Raw genomic sequence first — 22,190 nt, 5'->3', positions numbered from 1 at the left:
TGATGAGGGTGCCGATCAGAGCCTGTATGGGGTCACCATCGAGCATTGGAGACCGCCATGACCAAGTCCCGAAGCACCGCTTCCGCCCTCGACGCATTCATCGCCAAGAAGGCGGAGATCGACGCGATGCTGGAGCGCATCAAGTTGCTGAGCGACGACCATTTCGACACCAGCCCCGACGAGATCAACTGGGGCCACGTCGGAACGCTCAGCCACTACGCCGAACTCCTGAAGCGCATCACCGACGCCGCCTTCAAGGAGGGCGAGCACGCCGATTAGGCGCGCCGCTTCCCGCCTTCGCCCCGATGGGCTCGCCCTCGGGGCTCGGGGCAGTAGAAGGTCCGCGATGGTCGCGCGCCTCTCCTGAAGAAGGATTGCCCCATGACCAAACTCTCCGACACACAGACGATCGTCCTCAGCGCCGCCGCGCAGCGCGCGAACATGCTGGCGCTACCGCTCCCGAAGAACCTCAAGGGCGGCGCCGCGCAGAAGGTGATTGCACCGCTGCTCAAGCAGGGCCTGCTCGAAGAGATCGATGCCGACTCGCGGATCGGCGAGCACGTCTGGCGCGAGACCGGCGACGGCCACGGCGTCACACTCGCGATCACCGAGCACGGGCTCGCCGCCATCGGCATCGAGCCGGAGGCCTCGCGCGACGCTGCGGAGCCGACGCAAAGCGATCACGCTGCCGTCAAGACGCCAACGAAACCAAATGCCCGCGAAGGCAGCAAGCAGGCCCAGCTGATCGCCATGCTGCAGGGCGCCGACGGAGCAACCGTCGCCGAGATCGCCGCCGCATTCGGGTGGCAGCCGCACACCGTGCGCGGCGCCATCGCCGGGGCGCTCAAGAAGAAGCTCGGGCTCGATGTGACCTCCGAGAAGGTCGAGGGGCGTGGTCGGGTCTACCGCCTCAGTCGGGAGGGCTGAGGCTATGGCGAGGATCACCATCCACGACCGTCTCGTCGCCGCCCTGCAGCACCGAGGCGAAGCGATCATCGCTGATGCACGCTCGACCCGCTACACGGTCCTCACGCGAACGCGCCGGGAAACCGGCGAGCAGGTCGGCTTCTATTTTGTCGGCCGTGCCGGCGCGCTCCGTGCCGGCCGCACCGTTGGCGAGAGCCGGCCGGTGGACGCCGACTTCCGGGTGAAGCTGCTCGGCATAACGACCAGCTGACACGTCATCATCACTGAGCCGCCGCTGCCCACCATGGGCGGCGGCGTTTCGCTTATGCAGTCCAAGAGCGCATCCTCTCGAACATGCGCCGCACGGCATAGCTGCGCGCCACGGATACCAGCGTGAATAGAGCGCCGATCAACAGATTGTCGCTCAGGGACACCTGCAGACCGAACAGCGGGAAGACCGCGATCTGGGTCAGCACGGCCACGCCGTAACCGATCGCGACATTGCTCAACGCCTCGATCAGGGACATTCGGCGCGACTGCATCATGCGGCGTCCTGATCGCTGTCACGAGCGCCGACGCGCTCGGTCTTCACCTCGTCGAAGCTGCGATTCTCACCCTCCAGCCTTGCCGATTTCCCGGTGAAGGCCTGCCAGCGGTTGACGATCACGTCACAAAAGGTCTCGGAGAGCTCGAGGCCGTAGACGCGTCTCCCCGTCCGCTCGCCTGCGATGAGTTGCGAGCCCGAGCCCGAGAACGGCTCGTAGCAGATTTCCCCCGGCACGGTGTGCAGCTCCATCGGCAGCGTGAACACGCGGACCGGTTTCGAGGTCGGGTGCTCCCGCGTCTCGATCTCGCTCGAGGGGATGGACCACACCGTCGTCGGCCAGTTTTCGAAGCCTTCGCGATTGACGCGCGGCTTGTTGCCCGAGCGCCAGCCGAACAGGCAGGGCTCGTGCGCCCATAGCATGATCGAGCGCGTGAGCACCGGACGGCTCTTGGCCCAGATGATCTGTTGGTGATGCAGAACGTCGAATTTAGACCAGCAGGCTTCCAGCATCGCCTGGCGCCGCGAGGCATGCCAGCAATACCAGGCCGCGTCCTCCTTGATGGCGCAGTCGATGGCGACCTGCATGAACGCTTCATAGAACTGCGGCCCCTGGGATGAATCGTCCCAGTGCTTCTGTTCGATGTAGTCCTCAGACCAGTCCTTGTTCGCGATCTTCTTGGCGCGGGCGGACGCGTTCTTCTTCGTCGGATGGTTGGTGCCGTCATAGTCGACGAGATAGGGCGGATCGGTCGCGAACAGTGCGGCGCGTTCGCCATTCATCAGGCGGGTGACGTCCTCGGCCGAGGTCGAGTCTCCGCAGAGCAGGCGGTGGCCCCCGAGGATCCAGAGATCGCCGCGGCGGGTGACGGGCGTGGCGGGCGGCTCCGGAACATCGTCTTCGTCCACCAACCCCTCGACGGGCGCCTCGGCCAGGAGACGGGCCAGTTCATCGTCCTCGAAACCGGTCAGCGCCAGGTCGAACTCGTCGAGCTTCAGATCGGCCAGTTCGAGTTTCAGCAGCTCGTCGTCCCAGCTCGCATTCTGATGCGAGCGGTTGTCCATCAGCCGGTAGGCGCGCAGCTGCGCCGGCGTCAGGCCATGCGCGACATGCACCGGCACGCTCGTCATGCCGAGGCGCTTGGCCGCCTCGTAGCGGGTGTGGCCGACGACGATCACCATGTCCTCGTCGACGACGATCGGCTGACGCCAGCCGAACTCGGCCAGCGACGCGGCGACCGTGGCGACAGCCTCCTCGTTGCGCCGCGGGTTGCGCGCATAGGGCACGAGCTTGTCGATCGGCGTTTCGACGACGTCCATGGTCGGTCCGGTGCGATGGGTGAAGGATCTGATCCGGCGGTCGCGAAACCAGCCGATGCGCTGTGCCGGCGAAACGGGGCCCGCTTCGCCTATGCGCTCGAAACGAAACGCCCCCGACTGGCGGCTTCGCCATCGCCGAGGCACGCAGACGCCCAAGTGTTTGGATTCACGAGGCCAAGGATGCGGGCGAAACGAAATGGCCTATTTCGGCGCGGTCACTGGGAAAGCGTCGCGCCATTGCCGCCAGCATACGATTTCGGCCAGGGAGGAACCGTGCATCTCGCCGGTCGGTGATCATCCCCGCACGCGGCTCGCCTGAGCATAACGGAGAACTAGCCCAAATCGACGATGTGTGTCTCGCCGGGAAATGTCTCAGCGAAAATTGTCTCACGCATCAAAATGAACTTGACGAGCGAACGCGGTCGACGAGGAAAGCGCGCGAGCGCTTCGCCGGCACTTTCTGTCCGTTGAGCTTCCAGGTGATGACGCTGAGGCCGTACTCCCAGCGGCGGCACGCCGTGGCGCGGGAGATCCCGAAGCGCCAACAGATCGGCTTCCACGGTGTGCCCTCGGCGCGCGCCCAGACAAGCCGCGCATCGTCGGGCTCCAGCCATCTGAGCCAGGGCAGCGTCGCCTCCATGCGGCTGATGGCGTCCGGCAAGGGCGGCGGACGCTTCATGCGCGGCGGCTCCTGACCGACGAGATCAGCGAACTCGTGCACGATCTTCGGCCACACCGAGAAATAGCCCTGCACCCGAACCTCGGGCAGGCGCTTCATGACGTCGGCAGCTTCGATCAACCGCTCCTCGACCAGTTCACGAGTCCAATCAGCCATGCCGATGCTCCGTCGGCTGGCGCCGTCCGCCATAGAGCTTCTCGCCGAGCTGGCGAACGAGTTCTCGCTCGGGCCAGGTGAGGCGCGGATCGGTGGGGCTGACGACGAGGAGGCCCTGCTCGCGCCAGCCCTCCCGCTTGACCTCTTCGGCCGACCGGCGTTCGCCGCCATATCCTTTCGGCAGCCATCTCATCGTCCGACCTCCTGCAGCACCGCTGCATAGCCGGCGATGTCGAGGATCGAATCCTGATGCTTCGGATCGTGCCCGAGCCGCGCCAGCTTCAGATCGATGAGGCAGAGCACGACCTCCGCCGGCGTGATGGGCCGGCCGAGCGTGATCGACCAGCGTCTGGCGACCACGGCCATCGCGGTGGCCGGTTCGCCGTATATCTTACGGCGCTCGGCGACGACCGACGCGGCATGTTTGAGCATCGTCTCCCCGCTCATCGCACACCTCCCTCGGTTTCAATGGCCCAGAGGAGGATGGCGATGGCGTCGGCTTCATTGTCGTCCGCGGGCGAGAAGCCGCGGGCGCGAACGGCGGCCATGACGGCAGCCTTGTCGGCGTTGCCCTTGGCGGCGACGTGCCGCTTGATCGTGCCGACCGGGACGCCCTCGTAGGGAACGCCGCGCAGTTCGGCCCATGCGGTCAGCGTGGCCATGAGCCCGCCGTAGATGTGGCTCGCGTCGGTGCCGGCGTGGCGGCGGACCTCCTCGAACCAGATCGCCGCGATGGGTCCGGACAGCCGATCGATCTCTGTGAGCCAGTTCGTGAAGCGCAGGTAGCGCATGCCGCCCCCGTCGAAGCGGCCGGGGCGGAACGAGACGGTGCCGCTGGTGATAAGGCCGTCATGGCTGCGCAGTGCCCAGCCGGTCGAGGTACCGAGGTCGAGGGCGAGGATGGCGCGATGCGCATGAGCCGGATGCGGACGGAATACGATGGCCCCTGCTGCGGCGGGGCCGGGTTCGATGGTCGAAGCCATGGTTCTCTCCAAGGAGCGGGAGCAAGGGTCGGGTTTCGGATCGAATACCCATCGCGGCGGACCGGTCGCTGCCGCCTGAAGACGGCCGAGTTGACGGAGCATGCCCATCAGAGCACCTCCTTGAGCCAGTCCGGCGCTGCGCCGTTCGGGGAACGTGGCGAGCGATGTTCCCCCGCATGTTCCCCGGTGCAAGCCGTTGAGAAACAAGCGCTTTGGGAAGGTGACGAAGGTGGGGAACGTTTTTCCCCATCCTCCATCGCGTGGGCGCAGCCGCGCACATGCGTTAGTGTCGAAAAACGTTCCCCATGTTCCCCACGTTCCCCGGAGCCTTTTGTTTCAATGGGTTGTGCCGGGGAACGTTGGATTTCGACGTTCCCCTTTTCGGCGCAACGTTCCCCGCCCGATGCCGCGACACCTTGCGGAAAACGTTCCCCACGTTCCCCTTCGATCGTGAGCTGCCAGCGCTTGGCCTGATGGGAGACGCCCAGCGTGCGCACGCGCATCTTGCGGCCGTCGATATCGAAGACCCGGTCGCGCATGCGGGCGAGCGCCTTGCCGAGCCGTGTGCGCTGTGACCGGTCGCCCCCGGCGCCCAGCGGCAGCGGCGGCTCGCAGGCCAACGCCACCTCATAGAGATCGCTGGTGCCGACCTCCGCGGTCCCGAAGCGGTCCCACCAGGCGCCGATGAAACTGCGCCAGATCGCGCCCTCGCCATCGGCGGCAGCGAGCATCTCGTCGAGATTGGCGAGAAACCCTTCGATCCCGGCGACCTCGAGGACGCCGCCCATGATGCGCGACCAGCTCTCGTAGCTGCCGATCATGCGCGCGCCCCGTGGACGGCCGGAGGCGATCCAGGCCCGGCAGAGCGTGAGGCAGGCCGTGACGAGGCGCGGCCGGTTGGCGCGGACCCAGCTCATGAGATCGGGGTGGCGGAACCCCTCGCGCCGCCAGGGTTGATCAACGCGGGCGTCGAGGCGGATGCGCACGATGCGGCGCGCCATCTCGTTGGAGAATTCGGGATTGTTGCCGGTCGCGATCCAGACGCAGCGGATCGGCAATCGCGTCATCTCAGACGCCCCGAGAATGCGGTCCTCCCAGAAGGGCGCGGTGAGCGCTGCCGCAAGCGCCGAGGAGTCGAGCGGGTGACGCAGATTGTCGATGAGCACGATCGAGGGAATCTGACGCAGCTTGGCGGTCAGCCGCTTGCGCCACTCTTCGTCGTCGCGGCCCTCGGTCATCACGGAGGCGCTGACGCCGGTGAGCACGGTCGCGATTGCGTCGACCATCAGCGTCGCGCCGGTGCCGGGCGTCGGCTTCTCGATCAGGTGGAGCGGCGTGGGCGCGTCGATCATCGCCCGCAGGAAGCCAAGCAGCAGCAACGCCACCGCATGTGCCCGCTCCGCGTGGCTAGTGAAGGGGAACTCGCCCAGCATGTCGTCGATGATGAGACTGCGCGCCGTCGCGATCTCCGCCGGCGACGGGCGCTCCGGAACTTGCGGCACGGCAAAGCCCGGTGTCGGCTGGTAGAGCAGCCGGGCATCGGGGTGGTAGCCGGGCTCGGTCAGGAGCGCGCCGTTGCGGCCGAAGACCGGCGTGGTGACGATCCCCGCCAGGACCGGCAGGCCGGGATCGGGCGTCGCCAGCAGTGACTTGATGAGCGGCGTCGGCGGATGCGCGGGAACGAGATCGCCATTGCGCGCCAGACGCCGCCAATCGGCGAGCTTGGCCAGCATGTGGCGCAGGCGCTCTTCCGTGACGGGCCGGGCCATGGGCAGGCCGTCATCGTCATGCACGGCCCAGGTCGGCATGCCGCCGCTGCGAAAGAGCCAGGGCGTCCTGTTCGACGCGAGCAGCAGACTCCAGCTGCGTGCGTGGGCGCGGGCGAGATCGCCCTCATCGGCGCGCAGTTGCGGCAAGCGGCCCGGCGGCTCGACGAAGCCGATCGGACGGTTTCGGGCGCCATCCTGCGCATCCGTGCCATCCGCCACTGCACACGGCTCGGCCGCGTTGATGATCTGACGGACCGCATCCGCGCCGTCGCGCAGCAGAACGTCGTTAAAATCCTCGCCTTCCACTCGCGGCAGGGCGATAGCGACGCTGCGGCCTTCCGCGAGGAGCCGCCGCGCCGCCGCCTCGGCCGCACGAAGGCCAGCGCCCGACGCATCGTGGTCGGCGAGCAGAATGACACGCCGGGCCTCCGGCGGCAGGACGACCTGTTCGAGATTGGTGGCCGAGAGCGTTGCCCATACCGCCATGCCCGGGCAGGCCGTCATCACGGCGAGCGCCGTCTCGATGCCTTCGCTGAGACCAAGGACAGCATCGTCGGCGATCGGCGCCAGGCGCACGGCGCCGCCGCCGACCCGGCCCAGCATCTTCTTCGGCTTTTCGACCTCGGCTTTCGCCGCCCCATCCGGGCGCAGGTAGATGCGGTGCAGGGCAACCACGCTGCCGGCGCGGTCGCGAACCAGCCCGACGATGGCCGGGAACCCGGTCCTCGTATCCCAATGCGCGAGATCCGGATGGAACAGGAGGTCGGACGGTGGCGGGACCGTCAGTCCTCGTGCGCGCAGATAGGCCTCACCCGGTGTGCCGGCGATCGGGAGGGCCCGCGAGAGGATGATCTCGATTTCTCGCGCAGGGTCTTTCTCCGGCTTCGCGGAAGCCGCCGAGGGTTCGCGCCTGGCTGGCGCCGCGGCCGACCATCCGACCAGATCGGCGGCATAGGCGAAAAGGTCGCGGCCCTTGAGGCCGGTCGCCTGTTCCAGCGTGCTGAGCGGTCCGCCGCCCTGGCCGCCGTCGAAGTCGATCCAGTCGCCGGCGTGCTCGCCTCTGAGCGTGATCACGCAGGAACCGTTCTTTCGCGGCGCAGCGCCATTGATGTTGGCGAGACGCCACTCGTCGCCGTTGCGCCGACCGTTCGGAAAGTGCTGCGGCACCCAGGCGCCGGTCCTGTCACGCAGGCCAGCCACGATGGCGTCGAGATCGTAATGGACCGCAGGCGTTCTGGCGGGTGCGATGTCGTTGAAGTCAATCAAGGATCACCAGCCCTTGCTCCGCGCGCGTGATGGCGGTGTAGAGCCAGCGGGCGCGGTCCTCGGCGGTCCGCCCAAGACCGTCGTCGTAGACGATCACGTTCTCCCACTGCGACCCTTGGGCCTTGTGGCAGGTGATGGCGTAGCCCCAGACGCTCTCGACAAGCCCCCGCATGTCACGCCAATCACGGCGCAGGCGCTCGGCGTCGTAGGCGACGTGGTCGTCGAAATGCCCCTTGTAGAACCGCTGGCGGCCGGGAACGCTCGCTCCGTCCTCCGTCCGCACCGATGCGCTGAAGGCGAGCGGGCTTTCGTCGCGGATGTCCGACAGGTCGAGGAACATGCCGTTGACGAGACCGAGATCGTGCCGGTTCTTGAGGCAGATGATCTTCTCGCCGAGCCCGCGCGGGTAAGCGTACGGAAAGCCGGCCGCCTGTTTCATCGCGGTGTTCAGAAAGAGCCGCGTCGCGTTGCGGCCGCAGATCACCTGACCGCCCTTGAGAAATTGATGCGGGCCGATGTCGGAGCGCCGCATCTTCCAGACGAAGTCGTCGTGCTCGCCGTAGGGAATGGGCATGCTTTGCCGCGCGAGCGTCGCGAGGCGGATGATCGCGCTGGTCTCGGCCTGGCGATGGATATCGGTCAGCATCACGTCGGGATCGGCGTCTGTGAAGGCGCCGTCGCCCTTGATCGGTGGCAACTGGCCGGGGTCGCCGAGCACGAGGATCGGTTTGCCGAAGGCAAGCAGATCGCTCGCCATCTCGGCGCCGACCATGGAGACTTCGTCGAGCACAATCAGGTCGGCGTCGCGGACCAACGACTGCTCGTTCAGAATGAAACGGGGCTGATGGATATCGGCGAGCCGGAGCTCGAGGCGGCGGATCTGGGTCTCGGCGAAGGAGCGCTCTGCCGGTCCCATGCTGCGCAAGCCTTTGCGCAGCGTCTCCAACTCGCGGGTGACGCGCTCGATTTCTTCCGGTGTCGCCTCGGAGACCTTGTAGATCAGGCTATGAATCGTCGAGGCCGGCGTTCCCTTCCGGGTCATCACGAGGGCCGCCTTGCCGGTGAAGGCGGCATAGAGCACGCCGCCCGCGCCACCCGTGCGATCCATCGGTTCGAGACCGAGCTCGCCGATTGCATGGCGGGTGATGGTTGTCTTGCCCGTTCCTGCGTAACCGAACAGGCGGAACACCTGCTGTTCGCGCGTGCGGCGCCGAAACCAGTCCTCGATCGCGGCGATTGCCGCCGCCTGCTGCGGAGACGGGATGAAGCTCATCGCTCGCCCTCCCAGCAGCGCTCCGCATAGGCGCACATGCGGCAGAGATAGAAGTCCTGGGCTGCGGCGATCCGCGGTGGGAGTTCGCCGGCTTCCGCGGCGCGCAGGATATCGACGGCCTTGTCGGACAGCGCCTGCGCGCAGGGCGGATCGAACCCGACCGCCTCGTGGTGGAGCGCCTCGGTGTCCTTGTTGAGCGCCGTGACGAGGGCGGTCTCCAGCTCCAGATAGCCCATGTAGAGCTGGACCTGCGCGAAGTAGACCGGCTTGGAGGCGCACAAGCCACGCTTGACCAGGTCGTTCCAGGATTTGGCGTTGAGCGCCTTGTGCTCCCAGAGCACGGGCCAGCGCAGACCGACGTCGGGGCCGGCGACGATCACGCCGTCGATGTGGCCGCGCAGTTTGCCGCCCGCCGCCTCGAATCCGAATTGTCCGCCGTCGGCGCGCTCGGTGCGAAGGTCGAAGCCCGCGCCGCGCAGCCAGCTGATGGAGAGCGTCTCGAACTGGTGGCCGGCGTCGAAGATGCGCAGGATCGCGCCATCGAAATCCCGTCCCTCATCCTTGGGCGTATGGGTCACCTCGTAGACGAGCTTGCGCGCGCAGGGCTCGCCGATCCGGCTGCCGCCGAGATAGTCGCGCGGCTGCTGCCGCCGATTGCGTGCGACGAGCGCCACATCGATCAGCGCATTAACTCTATCGGACACGCCGATCGCGTGGCCGATGCGGCCATAGACGAAGCCGGAGCCGTGGTTGAGATCGACGATCATGGGCGCGACCTCGCCCGGGCCTTGGCAGCGGGGTGCTGGTCTCCGGTGCGCGAACGGCAGTAATCCAGGAATCCCGGTGCGTTGAGATTCTCCTGCTGCGTGCCCCAGCGCAGATTGTCAGCGCGATTATTGGCTGCGTTCTCATCGAGGTGCATGACCACGGCGCCCTCGAAGGGCGGGCCGCCATGGAATGCCTCGGCTACCAGCCGGGCGACCTTGTAGGTGCGGTCGCCAATCGTGACGATAAAACGCCCATCGGCCTTGTTCCAAACGCCAAAGGTCGGCGTTCCACCATAGGGGCGCTGCCCACCACGCGGCATCGCGCCACGATAAGGGACCAGCATGATACGTCCCTCATTGCTGGCGAGAACGCGAGGCAGGGACGGAATATCTCTCCAGATTTCTCCATTGGTCATGGCTATTCGTCGTCTCTAAAGGGGCAAGGGATCGTCGAGCGGGTCGCGGGCGGCTGCCTGGCGCTGCATCGATTCCTGAAACCCGTCGACGCAGGCTTCGATGATGCGATCGATCTCTTCCGGCTTCCGGTCGTAGAACGGCGCCATCAGGTCGAGCTCGGTGAGCGTCTCGGCGAAAAACCGGCGCGCCTCCTTGATCGCTCGGGTCTCCATGTCGGTCTTGTCGATCATCCCGTTGTTCCTGTTGGCGAGCGCCGCGCCGACATCGAGGCAGCGCATCGAGCAGAAGCGGTGGTAAGGAAAGCGGTCCCAGCGCAGCTGGTGGACGTAGCCGAAGCCCCGCGCCTCGCGTCCGCAGACGGCGCAGACGGCTACCCGAGCAAGAGCCGGGTCAGGTCCTCTGCGTCGTCCGGCTGATCCTTGATCCGGTGTGAGGCCAGGACGATGAACCGCGCGATCGCGTTCGCCGCCATGGCTTCCAGTTCGGGGAGCGTGAGAGCGGCGATGGGCTGGTGAAGCCTTCCGCGTCCTTCGAGCCATTGTCCCATCGCCTTCGCTGCCTCGCGCGTGACGTGCGCCTGCCACTCATCGGCCGTCATGACGGTCAGGTGTTGAGCCAGGCCGGGCCACTCGGGGCCGGCGTCGCTGCAGGTGCGGCTGCCGGGGCCGTGCCCGGCTGTGCCGGCCGGCTCCAGGCCGGGGCAGCGCTCGCAGGCGGCGATGCGGCGGGCTGCCCCCAGGCCGGAGCTGCGGGCGATGCGGGCGATGCGGGCGATGCAGCCTTCGGCCGCGCGCGGGTGCTGGGGCTCGGCGCCAGGACCTCGCCGTCCATCACCTTCCGCCATTCCGGCTCGCTCGGCAGAACCACACGGTCGAGCTTGTTGCTGTCGCCGTAGCGCGGGTCGTCGCTGGGCTCGACCTTGATCTTGGCGACGAAGGTGATGCCGTTGAGGTCGGCCAGACCGCGCAGGATTCGCTTCGCCTTCGCCGCCTCGCTCATGTCCTGCGGATCGAGCCCGAGCGCGCTGTCGATCATCGCGCGGAAGCTGGCCTTCGAGATCTTCCAGCCGATCGAGACACCCTGCTCGTCGACCTTGCCGCCGGAGACGGTGAACATCTGCCAGAACTTGCGTCGGACGTGAGGGCCCTCCGCGACGGTGAACTCGGCATCCACCATCAGCACGTCGCTGCCGGGCGCGTTCGAGGCCTTGAGCAGCCCCCGGTCGATCTCGCTCTGGCCGTCTGTCCCGCCCGGCCGGATGGTCATGGTGACCTTGGCGAAGGTGCCGTCGGGGATCAGTTCGCCGCTCTTCTGCGGCTCGGCGTCGTTCATGTCGAAGCTCATGGCTCGTCATCCTTTCGGGGTTGCGTTGATCTTGGAGAGCAGCGCGCCGAGGTCGGGCGGCTCGGTGACATCGAGACGGCCGCTGCGATCCTTCGCCGGCAGGCCGAAGGGATTGCCGGCGCGGCAGACGAGGCGGCGGTCTTCGCCGCGCTCGGGCTCATGCCGCCAGCCGTCCCCGTCGCGCGCGAACAGGCTCATGGTGATGACCTGATCGACGATGCCGGGAAGCTCGCGGCCGGCCTTGCCGCCTTCCATCTGCGGCTGCCAGGTCGTGCGGTTAAACTCGTCGGTGACGCGCTCAAGGATGCCGACGAAGATCACGGTCTTTCCGGAGGCGTGCTGCAGATGCTTGAGCAGGCCGATGACTTCGCGGGCGAGCAGCCCGTAGGCGCCGCGGGTGTCGGGTTTGCCGGTCTTGTCGGAGAAGGCCTCGGGCCGGGTCTTCGCCCAGGCCATGGCCTGGCGCGTGAGGTCGGTGATCGAGTCGACGAAGATGATGCGCTTGCCCGCGATCATCTGAACGAGATCCGGATAGCTTTCCCTGAGATGCTGGTAATGCGCCTCGGAGAAGAAGCCGCTCGGGTCGGCCGACGGATTGACCCCGCCGACGAGACAGCCGATGTCGAGGGCATCGGCGAAGGTGCGCACCGGAATGCTGTCGCCGCGCCAGTCCTGGACGGACTTCATGCCTGCCTCGAGGTCGATGCAGAGCGTCTCGGCCGGCGGCAGCGATTTCAGCAAGGACGTCTTGCCGACACCGCTCGGACCGAAGATCGCCATGGTGGTCTTGGCGCCGGCCGCGGACAGCCGTTCGTCGGCGCTGACGATGCGCAGCGCCATCAGCGGCCTCCAGCGTCGCGTGACGCCATATCAAGAGCGCACTCGCTTCCGCGGGCACCCGCCTGCCGGGCAAGACCATAGAGTTTGCGCAAGGCGTGAAGGCGGTCGCCGACCGCGCTGAACTCGGCTTCGACGCCCAGCAAGGCGAAGGCGATATCGTCGAGCGTGGCGTCCTCGATCGGCTTGACCACCTGCTCGCGGCGGATCTCGCCGAGCACCGGGATGACGATGGTGTCGGGCAGCGCTTCGAGCGCGTAGTGGCGCTTGCGGATCTCGGTCAGGGCAGCAGAGCTGGTCATCGGGCATCCTCGGACTTGATGGTGAGACGGAAGGTGGGTTTGGCGGTCCGCACCGTGCGGGCGGCGGCGAAGGCCTCGCGGATGGCGGCGGGCCAGGCGGTGTATTTGCGTTCGGGGACCTTGAAGCCGATGTCGACGTAATCGGTCGGGTTCTCCCCGCTCGCACGGATGCGCTCGACGAGTGCGGCGAGCAGCGATTGGTCCCAGTCGACCTTCTTCGGGAGATCGGCAGCGACGACGACGGCGCCGTCCTCGAAACGGACGAGGCCGGTGTCCTTGCCCTCGGCCCGGCGCACCGTCGCTGCCGCGTCGGCGTAGCGAAGCGCGATCGCACCTTCGAGCCACTCCTTGAGCCGCTTGGCGGCATCCAGGGCGGCGTCGGCATCCTCCTGGAGCAGCGCCAGATGCTCCGCCGGAAGCTTTGCGATCTCGCCGACCGGCATGGTGCGGATGTCGTCGAGGCTGGGGCGGTTGTTGCGATCAGATGCCATCACGCCACCTCCGCCAGCAGAAGCGAGGACAGCGAGACCGAGGCCTGCTTCGGCTTCGGGCGGGCGATGGCGAGATAGCTGTAATCGTCCGACCGGTGGCGACGCTGCACGAGATGGATCAGTCCGCGCTCGGCCGCCCACCAGGCGCGGCGCGCGACGCGGGCGAGTTCCGCGCGCTCCCGTTCGGCAAGGCGCGTGCCCTGCGGCATGGTGTCGAGCGCGAGGAAACCACGGTGATATTCGAGGATGTCGCCGGGCGCGGCCTGGCCGATCCAGCCACAGAGTTCAACCTCGGTGAGCGGGTTCCGGACAGCGGGGAATCTGGATGCAATGACGTTCATGATGGGCTCCTACTCACGCGCTCGCCGAACCGTCTCACGCGGCCCGGACGCCGATCGCCGTCAGGGCGAGGCGGATGTCCTTGACGCGGCGGTAGAGGCTGCTGCGGGCGCCATGCCCGCTCGCGGCGAGGCGATCGACGGTGGTGCGGGAAAGGGCTGCGCAGAGAGCGCCGTCTGCGGGTTCGAGCGAGCCAAGACCGCGCTCGACATCGAGACGCTCCTCGGCGGTGGCGAATACATCGACGGGCTGGCCGAAGAGTGCTGACAGCCCGTCGGCTTCGGCGATGAGGTCGCCGCGGGTCAGCCCGTCGCTCTCGGGAATGACCTCATCGAGCGAGATCGGCGTCGCGCCATACATCCGGCGCTCCCGCTTCACCTTGTTGGCGATGCGCGTCGCCCTGTTGGCGAGGATGGCGCCGGCAAAGGCGCCGAGCGTGCCGCGATCAGCGTCGTAGGCGGGAAGACGCGCGATCAGGTCGACAAGCAGGTCCTGGCGGACATCGTCGAGATCAGCACGGGGAAGCCGCAGCTGGCGCACCAGACGGCGGGCGGCAATGTCCGCCTCATGAAGAAGGATCTGAAGGTCGTCTCGGGAAATCGAAGAGTGCATCGGTATGGCCTCGGGTCATCGCTGTTGATGACCTCAAGCCTGCCGAAGCCGCCGATCCGATAGGTGTGCGGGGCGTGGGGAGTACGTGGGTAGAATGTGGGTTTGTTGGCTGCGTCAGGTGCGGCCTATCTCGATGACTCGACGCATCAATAATGTTCGCGCCTTGAACATTTCGCTGTTGCGGCAGTCACCCGGCACAGCAGGAAAGCTTGGCTACATCCTTATCGAAGGTCTGGGCAGCGAGCTTCAGCCCCTCGACCGTGGTCAGGTACGGGAAGATCGTCTCGCCCAGTGCCTTTGCGGTCATGCCGAACTTGACCGCCATGGCCAGCGTCTGAATGCTGTCTGCGCCCTCGGGTGCAAGGATCTGGCCGCCGAGCAAGCGGTCGCTCTTCGCATCTGCCACCAGCTTGATGAGCCCGCGTGTGTCGCGGGCGGCCAGCGCACGCGGCACCTGGTCGAGCGGGAGGACCAAGGTCTTGACCTCAAAGCCCGCTTCTCTGGCCGCGACCTCGCCGAGGCCGACCCCCGCCACCTGAGGATCAGTAAATACCACCCAGGGCATGGCGGCATTGTCGTAACGCAAGCTGTCGCCGTTGAGAGCATTGAGGGCAGCCAACTTTGCCCCAAAAGCGGCCATGTAGACGAACTGGTCGCGGTTCGTCACGTCGCCCGCGGCGTAGACGCCCGGCCGGGACGTGCGCATGTGATCATCGACGACGACGGCGCCGCGGCGGTCCTGCTCGATACCCGCCTCCTTGATGCCGAGCTGCTCGGTGTTGGGGGCGCGGCCCGTCGCCACCAGAAGGCGCTCCGCCGTCAGTTCGACGAGATCGCCGTCCTCCTCGACGCACACCGTGACGCCGGTTTCATCCTCGCGGCAGGCATCGTAGGTGATGCCGCAATGGAGCGTGATGCCTTCGGCGCGAAAGGCCGCAGCCAGCGCGTCGGAGACTTCTGGCTCCACCTGCGGCAACAGACGGGAGCGACAGACGACGGTGACCGCAACGCCCATGCGCGCCATCATCTGGGCAAGCTCCGCGCCGATATACCCGCCGCCGATGACGATCAGGCTCCTGGGCAGCTTCTCCAGTTCCAGCAGTGTCGTGCTGGTCAGGTAGGCCACGGTCTCGATGCCGGGAATCGGCGGCACGGCAGGTCGTCCGCCCGTGGCGATGATGATCTTGTCGGCGGCGACAGGGCCGCCTTCGACGAGGACGCCGGCGCCGTTCAATCGCGCCGCGCCCTCCAAATAGGTAATCCCGTCGTACTCGGGCAGCAGGTCGGCGTACTTCTTCTGCCGCAGCGTCGAGACGAGGTCGTCCTTGGCGGCGATCAGGCTGCGCCAGTCGTTCACTGTTGCTTCGCCGGAAATCCCCGGAAACCGCCCCGCCGCCCGCGCGCCGTGCAGAGCCTCGGCGGCGCGGATCATGGTCTTCGACGGCACGCAGCCGACATTGACGCAGGTCCCGCCGATGGTGCCGTGGCCGATCAGGGCGACGCTCGCCCCGTGCTCAGCCGCAGTGATGGCCGCTGAAAAGCCTGCCGAGCCCGCACCGATGACGGCGAGGTCGTAGGTGTTCTTCTTTCCGTCAGTCGTGCAGCAATCGGCCATGTCAGGCGCTTTCCTTGGTGGTTTGCGTTTCGTTTGCGCAACAGGCTGCCGCACGTTGCCTCTGCCAGAGTCCATAAACCGTCATGGCCAGAAAGACTGCGAGCGTTGGCAGCAGCACATAATCGATCCAGCCGAGCCAGGCGGACAGCCCGACAGCGCCAAGCGCGATCACTAGAACCGGCGTTGCGCAGCAGATGGCGGCGATGACAGAGCCGACGATGCCCGTTTTGACGATGGTCGCATCCTTCATCAGTTCAGCCTCTGACCTCCGCCGGATAGCCTGCGTCGGCCGAAGCGGCGGCTATGGCTTCAACGGACGTCACGGCCGGGTCGAAGACGACGGTCGCCGTTCTGGCGGCGAAATCGATCTGAACCGACTGCACGCCGGTCACCTTCTCCATGGCCTTTTTCACCGTGACCGGGCAGAGCGCGCAGGTCATGTTCTCCACCGCGAATGTCGCCGATTGTGCGGCGGCGATCTGAATGGCTGCGGTTTGAGCGGAAACGGATGGGATCGCCGTCAGGCCCAGAGCGCCGAGCCCGCCCACGGCAAGCAGTGTGGCGGCGAGGATAAGTGGTCGTTTCATGTCGGATTCTCCTTAGTAGAAAAACGGCGCCCACCAGTCGATCGTCAGCGCTAGAACGACCAACACGGTCGCGATCCAGAGAGCGGTCTTGGTGATGAGAGCGGATTGGGGTTTGGCGCAGTAGGAGCCGTCCACGCAGACACGCTTCGCCTTGAAGTAGACTTGCCGGAAGCCAAGCCCAATGAAGATGAGCGCCACGACGGCGAAGTACGGCTTGTAGGGCTCCAGCGCCGTGAGCGTGCCGATCCAGGCGCCAGAGATTCCCAGCGTCAGCAGCACCAGCGGCGCGATGCAGCAGGTCGAGGCCAGGACGCCGCCGATGACGCCGCCAGCGGCGAACCAGCCTCTCCGGTTGTTCGCCTCGCTGTCGCCTTGCAGCGCCTGGGTTTCCGTTCGCGTTGAGTTCATGCGTCGTGGTCCTCGCCTTCGTTCTGATTTGAAGATAAGGTCTGTAGTGACTACAGGCTCAAGGATTATCGATGACATGACCAATCACGTTACCGGGAGGGTACTGAAGCGCGCGGCGCTGGCTCGGCGTACGGGCTGCAACCTGGAAACAATCCGCTACTACGAGAAGATCGATATGATGCCGGAGCCGCCGCGCACGGCGTCTGGCTACCGCGTCTATGACGAGACGCATGTGGCGCGGCTGCGTTTCATTCTGCGGGCGCGGGAGCTTGGCTTCTCCATTGAGGAAATCCGCGGCCTGCTCGCGCTTGTCGATGGCGGCACTCATACCTGCTCGGAGGTGAAGGAACGGACCGAGCGACATCTCGCCGAGGTGCGCACGAAGATTGCCGACCTGAAGCGAATCGAGAAGGTGCTGGCGACGACGGCGGCCCAGTGTTCCGGCGAGCAGGTGCCTGAGTGTCCGGTATTGGAGGCACTATCGGGCTGAACATCGGATAGGTGTATGGCAACGCCTGTTTGTTAGTCGGTAATGGCAATCTCATCCGGTTCGATGGCCAATCGATAGCCGTTTGGATTTCGCCGATTCTCAATCAATGCGCGTACGGACGTGGCATCCGCGCTGCCGTGAGCCAGCGCATCCCGAAGCGCGCGCACGGGCTCGCGCACCTGCGACGAAATCCTATGGATGCTCGCTCCCCAGATGTGCGCCTCGATCGCACGATTCTCGACGATGGCGGGCGACTTCAATGCATGTTCCGCCAGAAGGACCAAGAGCTGAAACTCTTGGTCGGAAAGTGTCTTCGGCATTCCGTCGAGAGATACGGTCTTGGCGGTACGCCGAATTACCAATCGGGGCGCCAGGCTCGGTCGCGACTCTAGTTTGGACTGATCGATGGCGAATCCAGATGCCGCTCCATCGCAAGCAATGCAATCCAATCCAGACACAAGATGAAGCCCCGCGTCGACCAGACGCGCCTGGTCATCCGCAGCCATCGCCGGCGCGATAACCGTGATGGGCACCGACCGGGCGACCGAACGCATCAGGCCGATCAATCCCGGTTGAAGCACTGCATCCTGCGACAGTGCGAGGAACAGCGCCCGCTGATTCGATGTTTCCCCCAGATGCCAGACACCCGCCGCGACCGGCGTCGGCTCGCCTCCGAACCCGGACGCCATGACGATTTCGCGGACCAGTGCGGAGGGATGAATCCGAAAGCTCCGCAGGTCGTCATCGCCGAGAATGACGTCGCTGTGCCGGTCCGTCGGGCAAACCGCGATATGTTGCCCATTGACCTGCTGGACAAGCCGCGCGTCGAGACCGCAATCACAGGCTGGGCACACATCCCATTCCGTTGCCGGCGCCTGCTCGACCAGGACGCCCCGATCGAGCAGCCGCTCGAAATCGCGCCCGGCATGAGGCGCCGCCTGTCGGCCCCATAGAATTGCGGGATCGCCCGCCTCACTCAGCCGCAACAGCAGCCTGGGCAGCGTCTCGGTCATTGAGCAGTCCGTTGCGGCGAAGGAGCGTCATGATCCGGCCCTCGAACTGCTGACGCTTGAACATGGCGTGTGCCGGCGGTTTCAGCTTGACGGTCACCTTCTTCGCCGACTTGCCGCCGGTCGCAAAATGAACGCGGATGACGATGTGGTTGAGGCGCCAATCCGACCCGAGACGAGCGTCCCGCATCATCTCGCCCAATCTGGCCAGGGCATTGTCGCGTCCGTCGCGCGCAACATAGGAGTAGAAGGTTCGTGTCTCGCCGGTCTTCGGATCGGCGCCGACGCGGTCGACCTGGACCTCGGTGATCTGGACCCGATGGATGCCCGGATCGAAGTCATGGTTGAACGCGAAGCCGAAGCCCGCGCGCTGCACCGGGTCGAGCGTGTAGAGGTTCTGCGCGTCGTCGCCGGCGAAGAATTCGGGCTTGCCCAGAATCTTGCCGGCGAACAGTTCCGCGAGGTCGGCGCGGCGCGCCTTGGCGACGCCGCCGATCTTCAACAGCCCCGTCGTGGAGTTGTAGGACAGCACCGCGTGTTCGGCGGCGCGGAAGCTGATTACGCGCTTCTGGTCCTTTTGCAGGACATCGGTCGTGGTGATCGGAGATCCGTGCTCGATCACCAGGACGAGCTCGTCGGCATCGTCATACCAGCCGGCGCGGCAATAGTTGCTGCGGAGATCCTGCTCGAACATCGCGGCGGCGGCGGTTTCAAACTCGGCCTTTGCGCGATCATCCATGATCGCCTCGACGCCTTCGTCGCGGCCCACGAACTCGGCGAGCGACGTGCGCGCCATGAGCGCCATCATGTCCGACGCGGCGTCAAAGACATCGGGATGTTCGAGGAAGACGCGCAAGGCGACGTGCTTGGGATCCTGGTGAGCCTCCGGCTCGTCACCCTTCGCTTCGGGTGTCACGCGTATCCCGAGCCGTGCGGCCTGCTGAAGGATGATGTCGAGGCCTGCCGCGTTGCCGATCTCCGCGATCCGGTGCAGGTCGGCGACGAGCCCTTCCGGATAGTTCTCTTCCGGCCCCGCGAAGAAATCCTGGACGGCGCTTCGTGCCTCGTCCTGCGCGGCCTCGCCCCTGAAGACCCCAAGGTCCAGCCCGTTCAGGGCATCGCTGTGGCGCTCGAACAGGCGGCCCAACAGGCCGAGGTCGACGGTTCGGGTAAACTTGGGATTGACGAATTTCTTCAGGTTCTTAGCCATCTCAGCCGCCCATAATTGCCTCGCATTTGTTCATCTTACGTTCTTATCGCAAATGCCTAGCGGAGTCGATTCAAAAGCCATCGCCTTGGGACGGATCGTCCGCACCGTGAGTAGAGGCCAAGGGAATCCAATCCCTTAGGTGATCTCTGCGATGGACATGCCGAACCCGATCCACCCCGGGCATATGACGCCGGACGAGCGAATCGGGGAGGTCTGCAGGATTCTTGCGCGCGGGCTGGTTCGGCTCAAAGCACGCCAGTCAAGGCAAGTATCTGGCGACCGCGGAGAAAGTTGCCTTCACTTCCCGCCCGACCGGAGCGGTCATGGAACTCCAATTTGCAAAGGAGACGCATGACCATGACGGACACCATCCTGGCTCGGCTAGCCGCGTTGAAGACCACGCCGACGCCCGACCTCAAGAAGCAGTGGCGCGAACTTTTCGACACGGAGGCACCACCTTACAATCGGCGCTTCCTCGAAAGCCGGCTCGCCTACCGAATCCAAGAGCTGGCCCATGGTGGTTTGAAACCGGCGACCGTCGAACGCCTCGAAGCTCTGGGCGAGCAGCTCGACGGCGGCAACATCGTGCTGCGCCGGATCCGCGCCGACGACAAGCCGATCGCCGGCACGCGGCTGATCCGCGAATGGCAGGGCGTCGAGCACACCGTCACGGTGCTGAACGACGGTTATGAATGGCAGGGGCGCCCTTACCGCTCGCTCTCCGCCATCGCGCGCGCCATCACCGGCACGCGCTGGAACGGTTGGGTCTTTTTCGGCCTCAAGAACCGGCGAGGCCAAGCATGACGAAATCGCCCGCATCCGCCAAACCCATCCGCAAGCTGCGCTGCGCGGTCTATACCCGCAAGTCGACGGAAGAAGGGCTGGAGATGGAATTCAACAGCCTCGACGCCCAGCGCGAGGCTTGTGAGGCCTATATCGCCAGCCAGAAGGCCGAAGGCTGGGTGCTCTATCCTGAGTCCTATGATGACGGCGGCTTCTCGGGCGGGACGCTCGACCGGCCGGCGCTGAAGCGCCTGCTCGCCGACATTGAGGACGGCCGGATCGACGTGGTCGTCGTCTACAAGATCGACCGGCTCAGCCGCTCGCTGATGGATTTCGCCAAGCTGGTCGAGGTGTTCGATCGCGGCGGGGTCACCTTCGTCAGCGTGACCCAGTCGTTCAACACCACGACGTCCATGGGGCGGCTTACGCTCAACATCCTGCTCAGCTTCGCCCAGTTCGAGCGCGAGGTGATCGGCGAGCGCATCCGCGACAAGATCGCCGCCTCGCGCAAACGCGGCATGTGGATGGGCGGCTTCGTGCCGCTCGGCTACGAGGTCAGGGACCGCAAGCTGGTGATCAATGATGCCGAGGCCGCGACGGTCCGGATGATCTTCGAGCGCTTCGTCGAGGTCGGTTCGGCGACCGCGTTGGCCCGGGCGCTCGCGGCCGAGGGCGTGCGGACGCGGCGCGGTCGGCTCGTCGACAAGGGGTTTCTCTACAAGCTGATCAACAACCGGGTTTATATCGGTGACGCCGTGCACAAGGGCACGGCCTATCCCGGCGAGCACGAAGCCATCATCACGCGCGCCTTGTGGGACAAGGTGCACGGAATCCTGCGCGAGAGCCCGAGGATGCGCGCGGGCCGGACACGGGCCGCGACCCCGGCTCTTCTGAAGGGCCTCATCTTCGGGCCGACCGGCTGCGCCATGACGCCGACGCACACGCGGCGCGGCGACAAGCTCTACCGCTACTACGTCAGTCAGTCCGTTCTGAAACGCGGCGCGGATGCCTGCCCGGTGGGGCGCGTACCCGCCGCCGAGATCGAGGGCGCCGTGGTCGACCAGCTGCGCGGCCTCCTTCGCGCCCCGGAGGTGATCGTCGGCACATGGCGATCGGCACGACCCGAGATCGATGGTCTGTCCGAGGCTGAGGTCAGGGAAGCCTTGGAAGGGCTGGACCCCCTGTGGGACGAGCTGTTCCCGGCCGAGCAGGCGCGCGTCGTCCAGCTGCTGGTCGAGCGCGTCGAGGTTGGACAGGAGGGCGTGGACATCCGCCTCCGCGTCGATGGGCTGGCCCGTCTGGTTCATGAGCTTGGCGGCATGGCCGACGATCCGCGGAGGGCAGCATGAGAGCCGGTGACGCCACCACCGATCACGGGCGCACGCTGACGGTCCGTGTGCCTCTGACCCTCCGGAAGCGTGGCGGGCGCAAGCAGGTGGTGATGCCCGACGGAGCATGTTGGGGCCAGCCGCGCCCGCGCGTCGACAACACCATGATCAAGGCGATCGCCCGGGCCCACCGCTGGAAGCGCCTCATGGAGAGCGGCCGATTCGCCTCGGTGACCGAACTGGCCGAAGCGGAGAAGATCAACCAGTCCTACCTGTGCCGGGTTCTGCGCCTGACCCTGCTGGCCCCGGACATCGTTGAGGCGATCCTTGATGGGAGGCAGCCAGCTGGATTGCAGCTCGGCGCGCTTCTGGGGCCGCTTCCGTCCGAATGGGCCAAGCAGAGGCGCTATATCGACCTTTCCTGACCTCCCGAGCTCGATTTCCGCCCTATCCAGCCGCCAGATTGTTGGCTAAAGTAGCTCCAACTGGTCGGGGGTGATTCATGCATCGCATGTCGGCGCGCGACGCCAAGAACGGATTCGGCCGGCTGATCGATCTGGCAAGGGCCGAGCCCGTCGCCATCGAAAAGTATGGGCGATCCGTCGTCGTGGTTATCGCTGTCGAAGAGTATGAGCGCCTCTCCGGCAAGACGGGCACGAAGCTGTCGGCTTCAAAGCTCAAAGAGCCTGAGGGGGACAAGAAGTTGCTGTCGAAACAGAAGCGGTCCAGCAAGCCGTCGAAAAAGGTGATCTAA

32 protein-coding genes are annotated in these 22,190 nt (G+C 66.0%); 8 read left to right on the top strand and 24 right to left on the bottom strand.

Annotated features, from left to right (window positions below; translation table 11 throughout):
* The first annotated feature begins 57 nt into the window (after positions 1 to 57).
* The 3 genes from AB1781_09685 to AB1781_09675 all read left to right on the top strand — a co-directional run bounded on the left by AB1781_09685 (position 58) and on the right by AB1781_09675 (position 1,177).
* Entirely contained in the window at positions 58 to 279 is a 222-nt protein-coding gene (locus AB1781_09685; protein MEW5704836.1) for a hypothetical protein, read from the top strand.
* Positions 280 to 381: 102 nt separating this feature from the next.
* Positions 382 to 927: a DUF3489 domain-containing protein gene (locus AB1781_09680; protein MEW5704835.1), complete on the top strand. Its 546-nt coding sequence runs from the start codon at positions 382 to 384 to the stop codon at positions 925 to 927.
* A 4-nt stretch (positions 928 to 931) separates the two neighbouring features.
* Positions 932 to 1,177 (top strand): hypothetical protein, encoded by a 246-nt coding sequence (locus tag AB1781_09675; GenBank protein MEW5704834.1) that lies wholly within the window; start codon positions 932 to 934, stop codon positions 1,175 to 1,177.
* Positions 1,178 to 1,229: 52 nt separating this feature from the next.
* On the opposite strand, the gene AB1781_09670 is transcribed toward AB1781_09675, so the two are convergent.
* The 22 genes from AB1781_09670 to AB1781_09565 form a co-directional block, all read right to left on the bottom strand.
* On the bottom strand, positions 1,230 to 1,451 hold the full coding sequence (locus tag AB1781_09670; GenBank protein MEW5704833.1) for a hypothetical protein: 222 nt from the start codon (positions 1,449 to 1,451) through the stop codon (positions 1,230 to 1,232).
* Positions 1,448 to 2,770, bottom strand: a complete 1,323-nt coding sequence (locus AB1781_09665) for a DNA modification methylase (GenBank protein MEW5704832.1) — start codon at positions 2,768 to 2,770, stop codon at positions 1,448 to 1,450. Before AB1781_09665 ends, AB1781_09670 begins: the two co-directional genes overlap by 4 nt.
* Before the next feature lie 394 nt (positions 2,771 to 3,164).
* Positions 3,165 to 3,605 (bottom strand): DUF6362 family protein, encoded by a 441-nt coding sequence (locus tag AB1781_09660; GenBank protein MEW5704831.1) that lies wholly within the window; start codon positions 3,603 to 3,605, stop codon positions 3,165 to 3,167.
* The gene (locus AB1781_09655; protein MEW5704830.1) at positions 3,598 to 3,798 is read right to left on the bottom strand and encodes a hypothetical protein; all 201 of its coding nucleotides are present in this window, start codon (positions 3,796 to 3,798) and stop codon (positions 3,598 to 3,600) included. The genes AB1781_09660 and AB1781_09655 overlap by 8 nt, the downstream gene beginning before the upstream one ends.
* The gene (locus AB1781_09650; GenBank protein MEW5704829.1) at positions 3,795 to 4,052 is read right to left on the bottom strand and encodes a DUF6378 domain-containing protein; all 258 of its coding nucleotides are present in this window, start codon (positions 4,050 to 4,052) and stop codon (positions 3,795 to 3,797) included. Before AB1781_09650 ends, AB1781_09655 begins: the two co-directional genes overlap by 4 nt.
* Positions 4,049 to 4,588: a hypothetical protein gene (locus AB1781_09645; GenBank protein ID MEW5704828.1), complete on the bottom strand. Its 540-nt coding sequence runs from the start codon at positions 4,586 to 4,588 to the stop codon at positions 4,049 to 4,051. The genes AB1781_09650 and AB1781_09645 overlap by 4 nt, the downstream gene beginning before the upstream one ends.
* A gap of 107 nt (positions 4,589 to 4,695) precedes the next feature.
* Positions 4,696 to 7,623: a toprim domain-containing protein gene (locus AB1781_09640; protein MEW5704827.1), complete on the bottom strand. Its 2,928-nt coding sequence runs from the start codon at positions 7,621 to 7,623 to the stop codon at positions 4,696 to 4,698.
* Positions 7,616 to 8,896 (bottom strand): ATP-dependent RecD-like DNA helicase, encoded by a 1,281-nt coding sequence (locus AB1781_09635; GenBank protein ID MEW5704826.1) that lies wholly within the window; start codon positions 8,894 to 8,896, stop codon positions 7,616 to 7,618. Before AB1781_09635 ends, AB1781_09640 begins: the two co-directional genes overlap by 8 nt.
* Positions 8,893 to 9,663, bottom strand: a complete 771-nt coding sequence (locus tag AB1781_09630; protein ID MEW5704825.1) for a hypothetical protein — start codon at positions 9,661 to 9,663, stop codon at positions 8,893 to 8,895. Before AB1781_09630 ends, AB1781_09635 begins: the two co-directional genes overlap by 4 nt.
* Complete coding sequence (locus AB1781_09625; protein ID MEW5704824.1) at positions 9,660 to 10,079, bottom strand: HNH endonuclease signature motif containing protein; 420 nt, start codon at positions 10,077 to 10,079, stop codon at positions 9,660 to 9,662. The genes AB1781_09630 and AB1781_09625 overlap by 4 nt, the downstream gene beginning before the upstream one ends.
* A 15-nt stretch (positions 10,080 to 10,094) precedes the next feature.
* Positions 10,095 to 10,310 (bottom strand): DUF6511 domain-containing protein, encoded by a 216-nt coding sequence (locus AB1781_09620; protein ID MEW5704823.1) that lies wholly within the window; start codon positions 10,308 to 10,310, stop codon positions 10,095 to 10,097.
* A 140-nt stretch (positions 10,311 to 10,450) separates the two neighbouring features.
* Positions 10,451 to 10,678, bottom strand: a complete 228-nt coding sequence (locus tag AB1781_09615) for a hypothetical protein (GenBank protein ID MEW5704822.1) — start codon at positions 10,676 to 10,678, stop codon at positions 10,451 to 10,453.
* Between the two features lie 5 nt (positions 10,679 to 10,683).
* A complete protein-coding gene (locus AB1781_09610; protein ID MEW5704821.1) occupies positions 10,684 to 11,424 on the bottom strand; it encodes a hypothetical protein in 741 nt (246 codons plus the stop codon).
* Between the two features lie 6 nt (positions 11,425 to 11,430).
* On the bottom strand, positions 11,431 to 12,264 hold the full coding sequence (locus AB1781_09605) for an ATP-binding protein (GenBank protein MEW5704820.1): 834 nt from the start codon (positions 12,262 to 12,264) through the stop codon (positions 11,431 to 11,433).
* On the bottom strand, positions 12,264 to 12,563 hold the full coding sequence (locus AB1781_09600; protein MEW5704819.1) for a hypothetical protein: 300 nt from the start codon (positions 12,561 to 12,563) through the stop codon (positions 12,264 to 12,266). The genes AB1781_09605 and AB1781_09600 overlap by 1 nt, the downstream gene beginning before the upstream one ends.
* A complete protein-coding gene (locus AB1781_09595; protein ID MEW5704818.1) occupies positions 12,560 to 13,054 on the bottom strand; it encodes a hypothetical protein in 495 nt (164 codons plus the stop codon). The genes AB1781_09600 and AB1781_09595 overlap by 4 nt, the downstream gene beginning before the upstream one ends.
* Positions 13,054 to 13,395 carry a hypothetical protein gene (locus AB1781_09590; GenBank protein ID MEW5704817.1) on the bottom strand — a complete coding sequence of 114 codons (342 nt, stop codon included), beginning with the start codon at positions 13,393 to 13,395 and terminating at the stop codon, positions 13,054 to 13,056. The genes AB1781_09595 and AB1781_09590 overlap by 1 nt, the downstream gene beginning before the upstream one ends.
* Before the next feature lie 34 nt (positions 13,396 to 13,429).
* Positions 13,430 to 14,005 carry a hypothetical protein gene (locus tag AB1781_09585; protein ID MEW5704816.1) on the bottom strand — a complete coding sequence of 192 codons (576 nt, stop codon included), beginning with the start codon at positions 14,003 to 14,005 and terminating at the stop codon, positions 13,430 to 13,432.
* A 187-nt stretch (positions 14,006 to 14,192) separates the two neighbouring features.
* Positions 14,193 to 15,620 (bottom strand): mercury(II) reductase, encoded by a 1,428-nt coding sequence (merA, locus tag AB1781_09580; protein MEW5704815.1) that lies wholly within the window; start codon positions 15,618 to 15,620, stop codon positions 14,193 to 14,195.
* 1 nt (position 15,621) lies between these two features.
* Positions 15,622 to 15,870 (bottom strand): mercury resistance system transport protein MerF, encoded by a 249-nt coding sequence (gene merF, locus AB1781_09575; GenBank protein ID MEW5704814.1) that lies wholly within the window; start codon positions 15,868 to 15,870, stop codon positions 15,622 to 15,624.
* Positions 15,871 to 15,874: 4 nt separating this feature from the next.
* Positions 15,875 to 16,207, bottom strand: coding sequence for a heavy metal-associated domain-containing protein (locus AB1781_09570; protein ID MEW5704813.1), 333 nt, complete (start codon positions 16,205 to 16,207; stop codon positions 15,875 to 15,877).
* Positions 16,208 to 16,219: 12 nt separating this feature from the next.
* Positions 16,220 to 16,615 carry a mercuric transporter MerT family protein gene (locus AB1781_09565; protein ID MEW5704812.1) on the bottom strand — a complete coding sequence of 132 codons (396 nt, stop codon included), beginning with the start codon at positions 16,613 to 16,615 and terminating at the stop codon, positions 16,220 to 16,222.
* Between the two features lie 76 nt (positions 16,616 to 16,691).
* Between AB1781_09565 and AB1781_09560 the strand changes: the two genes are divergently transcribed.
* Entirely contained in the window at positions 16,692 to 17,105 is a 414-nt protein-coding gene (locus AB1781_09560; protein ID MEW5704811.1) for a helix-turn-helix domain-containing protein, read from the top strand.
* Positions 17,106 to 17,137: 32 nt separating this feature from the next.
* Here AB1781_09560 and AB1781_09555 read toward each other — a convergent pair whose 3' ends face one another.
* Together AB1781_09555 and AB1781_09550 are read right to left on the bottom strand one after the other, a co-directional pair.
* A complete protein-coding gene (locus tag AB1781_09555) occupies positions 17,138 to 18,118 on the bottom strand; it encodes a hypothetical protein (GenBank protein ID MEW5704810.1) in 981 nt (326 codons plus the stop codon).
* On the bottom strand, positions 18,078 to 19,325 hold the full coding sequence (locus AB1781_09550; GenBank protein MEW5704809.1) for a hypothetical protein: 1,248 nt from the start codon (positions 19,323 to 19,325) through the stop codon (positions 18,078 to 18,080). Before AB1781_09550 ends, AB1781_09555 begins: the two co-directional genes overlap by 41 nt.
* Before the next feature lie 351 nt (positions 19,326 to 19,676).
* On the opposite strand from AB1781_09550, the gene AB1781_09545 reads away from it, so the two are divergent.
* The 4 genes from AB1781_09545 to AB1781_09530 all read left to right on the top strand — a co-directional run bounded on the left by AB1781_09545 (position 19,677) and on the right by AB1781_09530 (position 22,190).
* A complete protein-coding gene (locus AB1781_09545; GenBank protein MEW5704808.1) occupies positions 19,677 to 20,129 on the top strand; it encodes a DUF2924 domain-containing protein in 453 nt (150 codons plus the stop codon).
* Positions 20,126 to 21,457, top strand: a complete 1,332-nt coding sequence (locus AB1781_09540) for a recombinase family protein (GenBank protein MEW5704807.1) — start codon at positions 20,126 to 20,128, stop codon at positions 21,455 to 21,457. Before AB1781_09545 ends, AB1781_09540 begins: the two co-directional genes overlap by 4 nt.
* Complete coding sequence (locus AB1781_09535; GenBank protein ID MEW5704806.1) at positions 21,454 to 21,861, top strand: hypothetical protein; 408 nt, start codon at positions 21,454 to 21,456, stop codon at positions 21,859 to 21,861. Before AB1781_09540 ends, AB1781_09535 begins: the two co-directional genes overlap by 4 nt.
* Before the next feature lie 77 nt (positions 21,862 to 21,938).
* A complete protein-coding gene (locus AB1781_09530) occupies positions 21,939 to 22,190 on the top strand; it encodes a type II toxin-antitoxin system Phd/YefM family antitoxin (protein ID MEW5704805.1) in 252 nt (83 codons plus the stop codon).

The sequence above is a fragment of the Pseudomonadota bacterium genome (assembly GCA_040752895.1).
GTDB lineage: Bacteria > Pseudomonadota > Alphaproteobacteria.
Note: the sequence above shows the minus strand (reverse complement) of the source record. Positions and strands in the feature narration are given on the sequence as shown.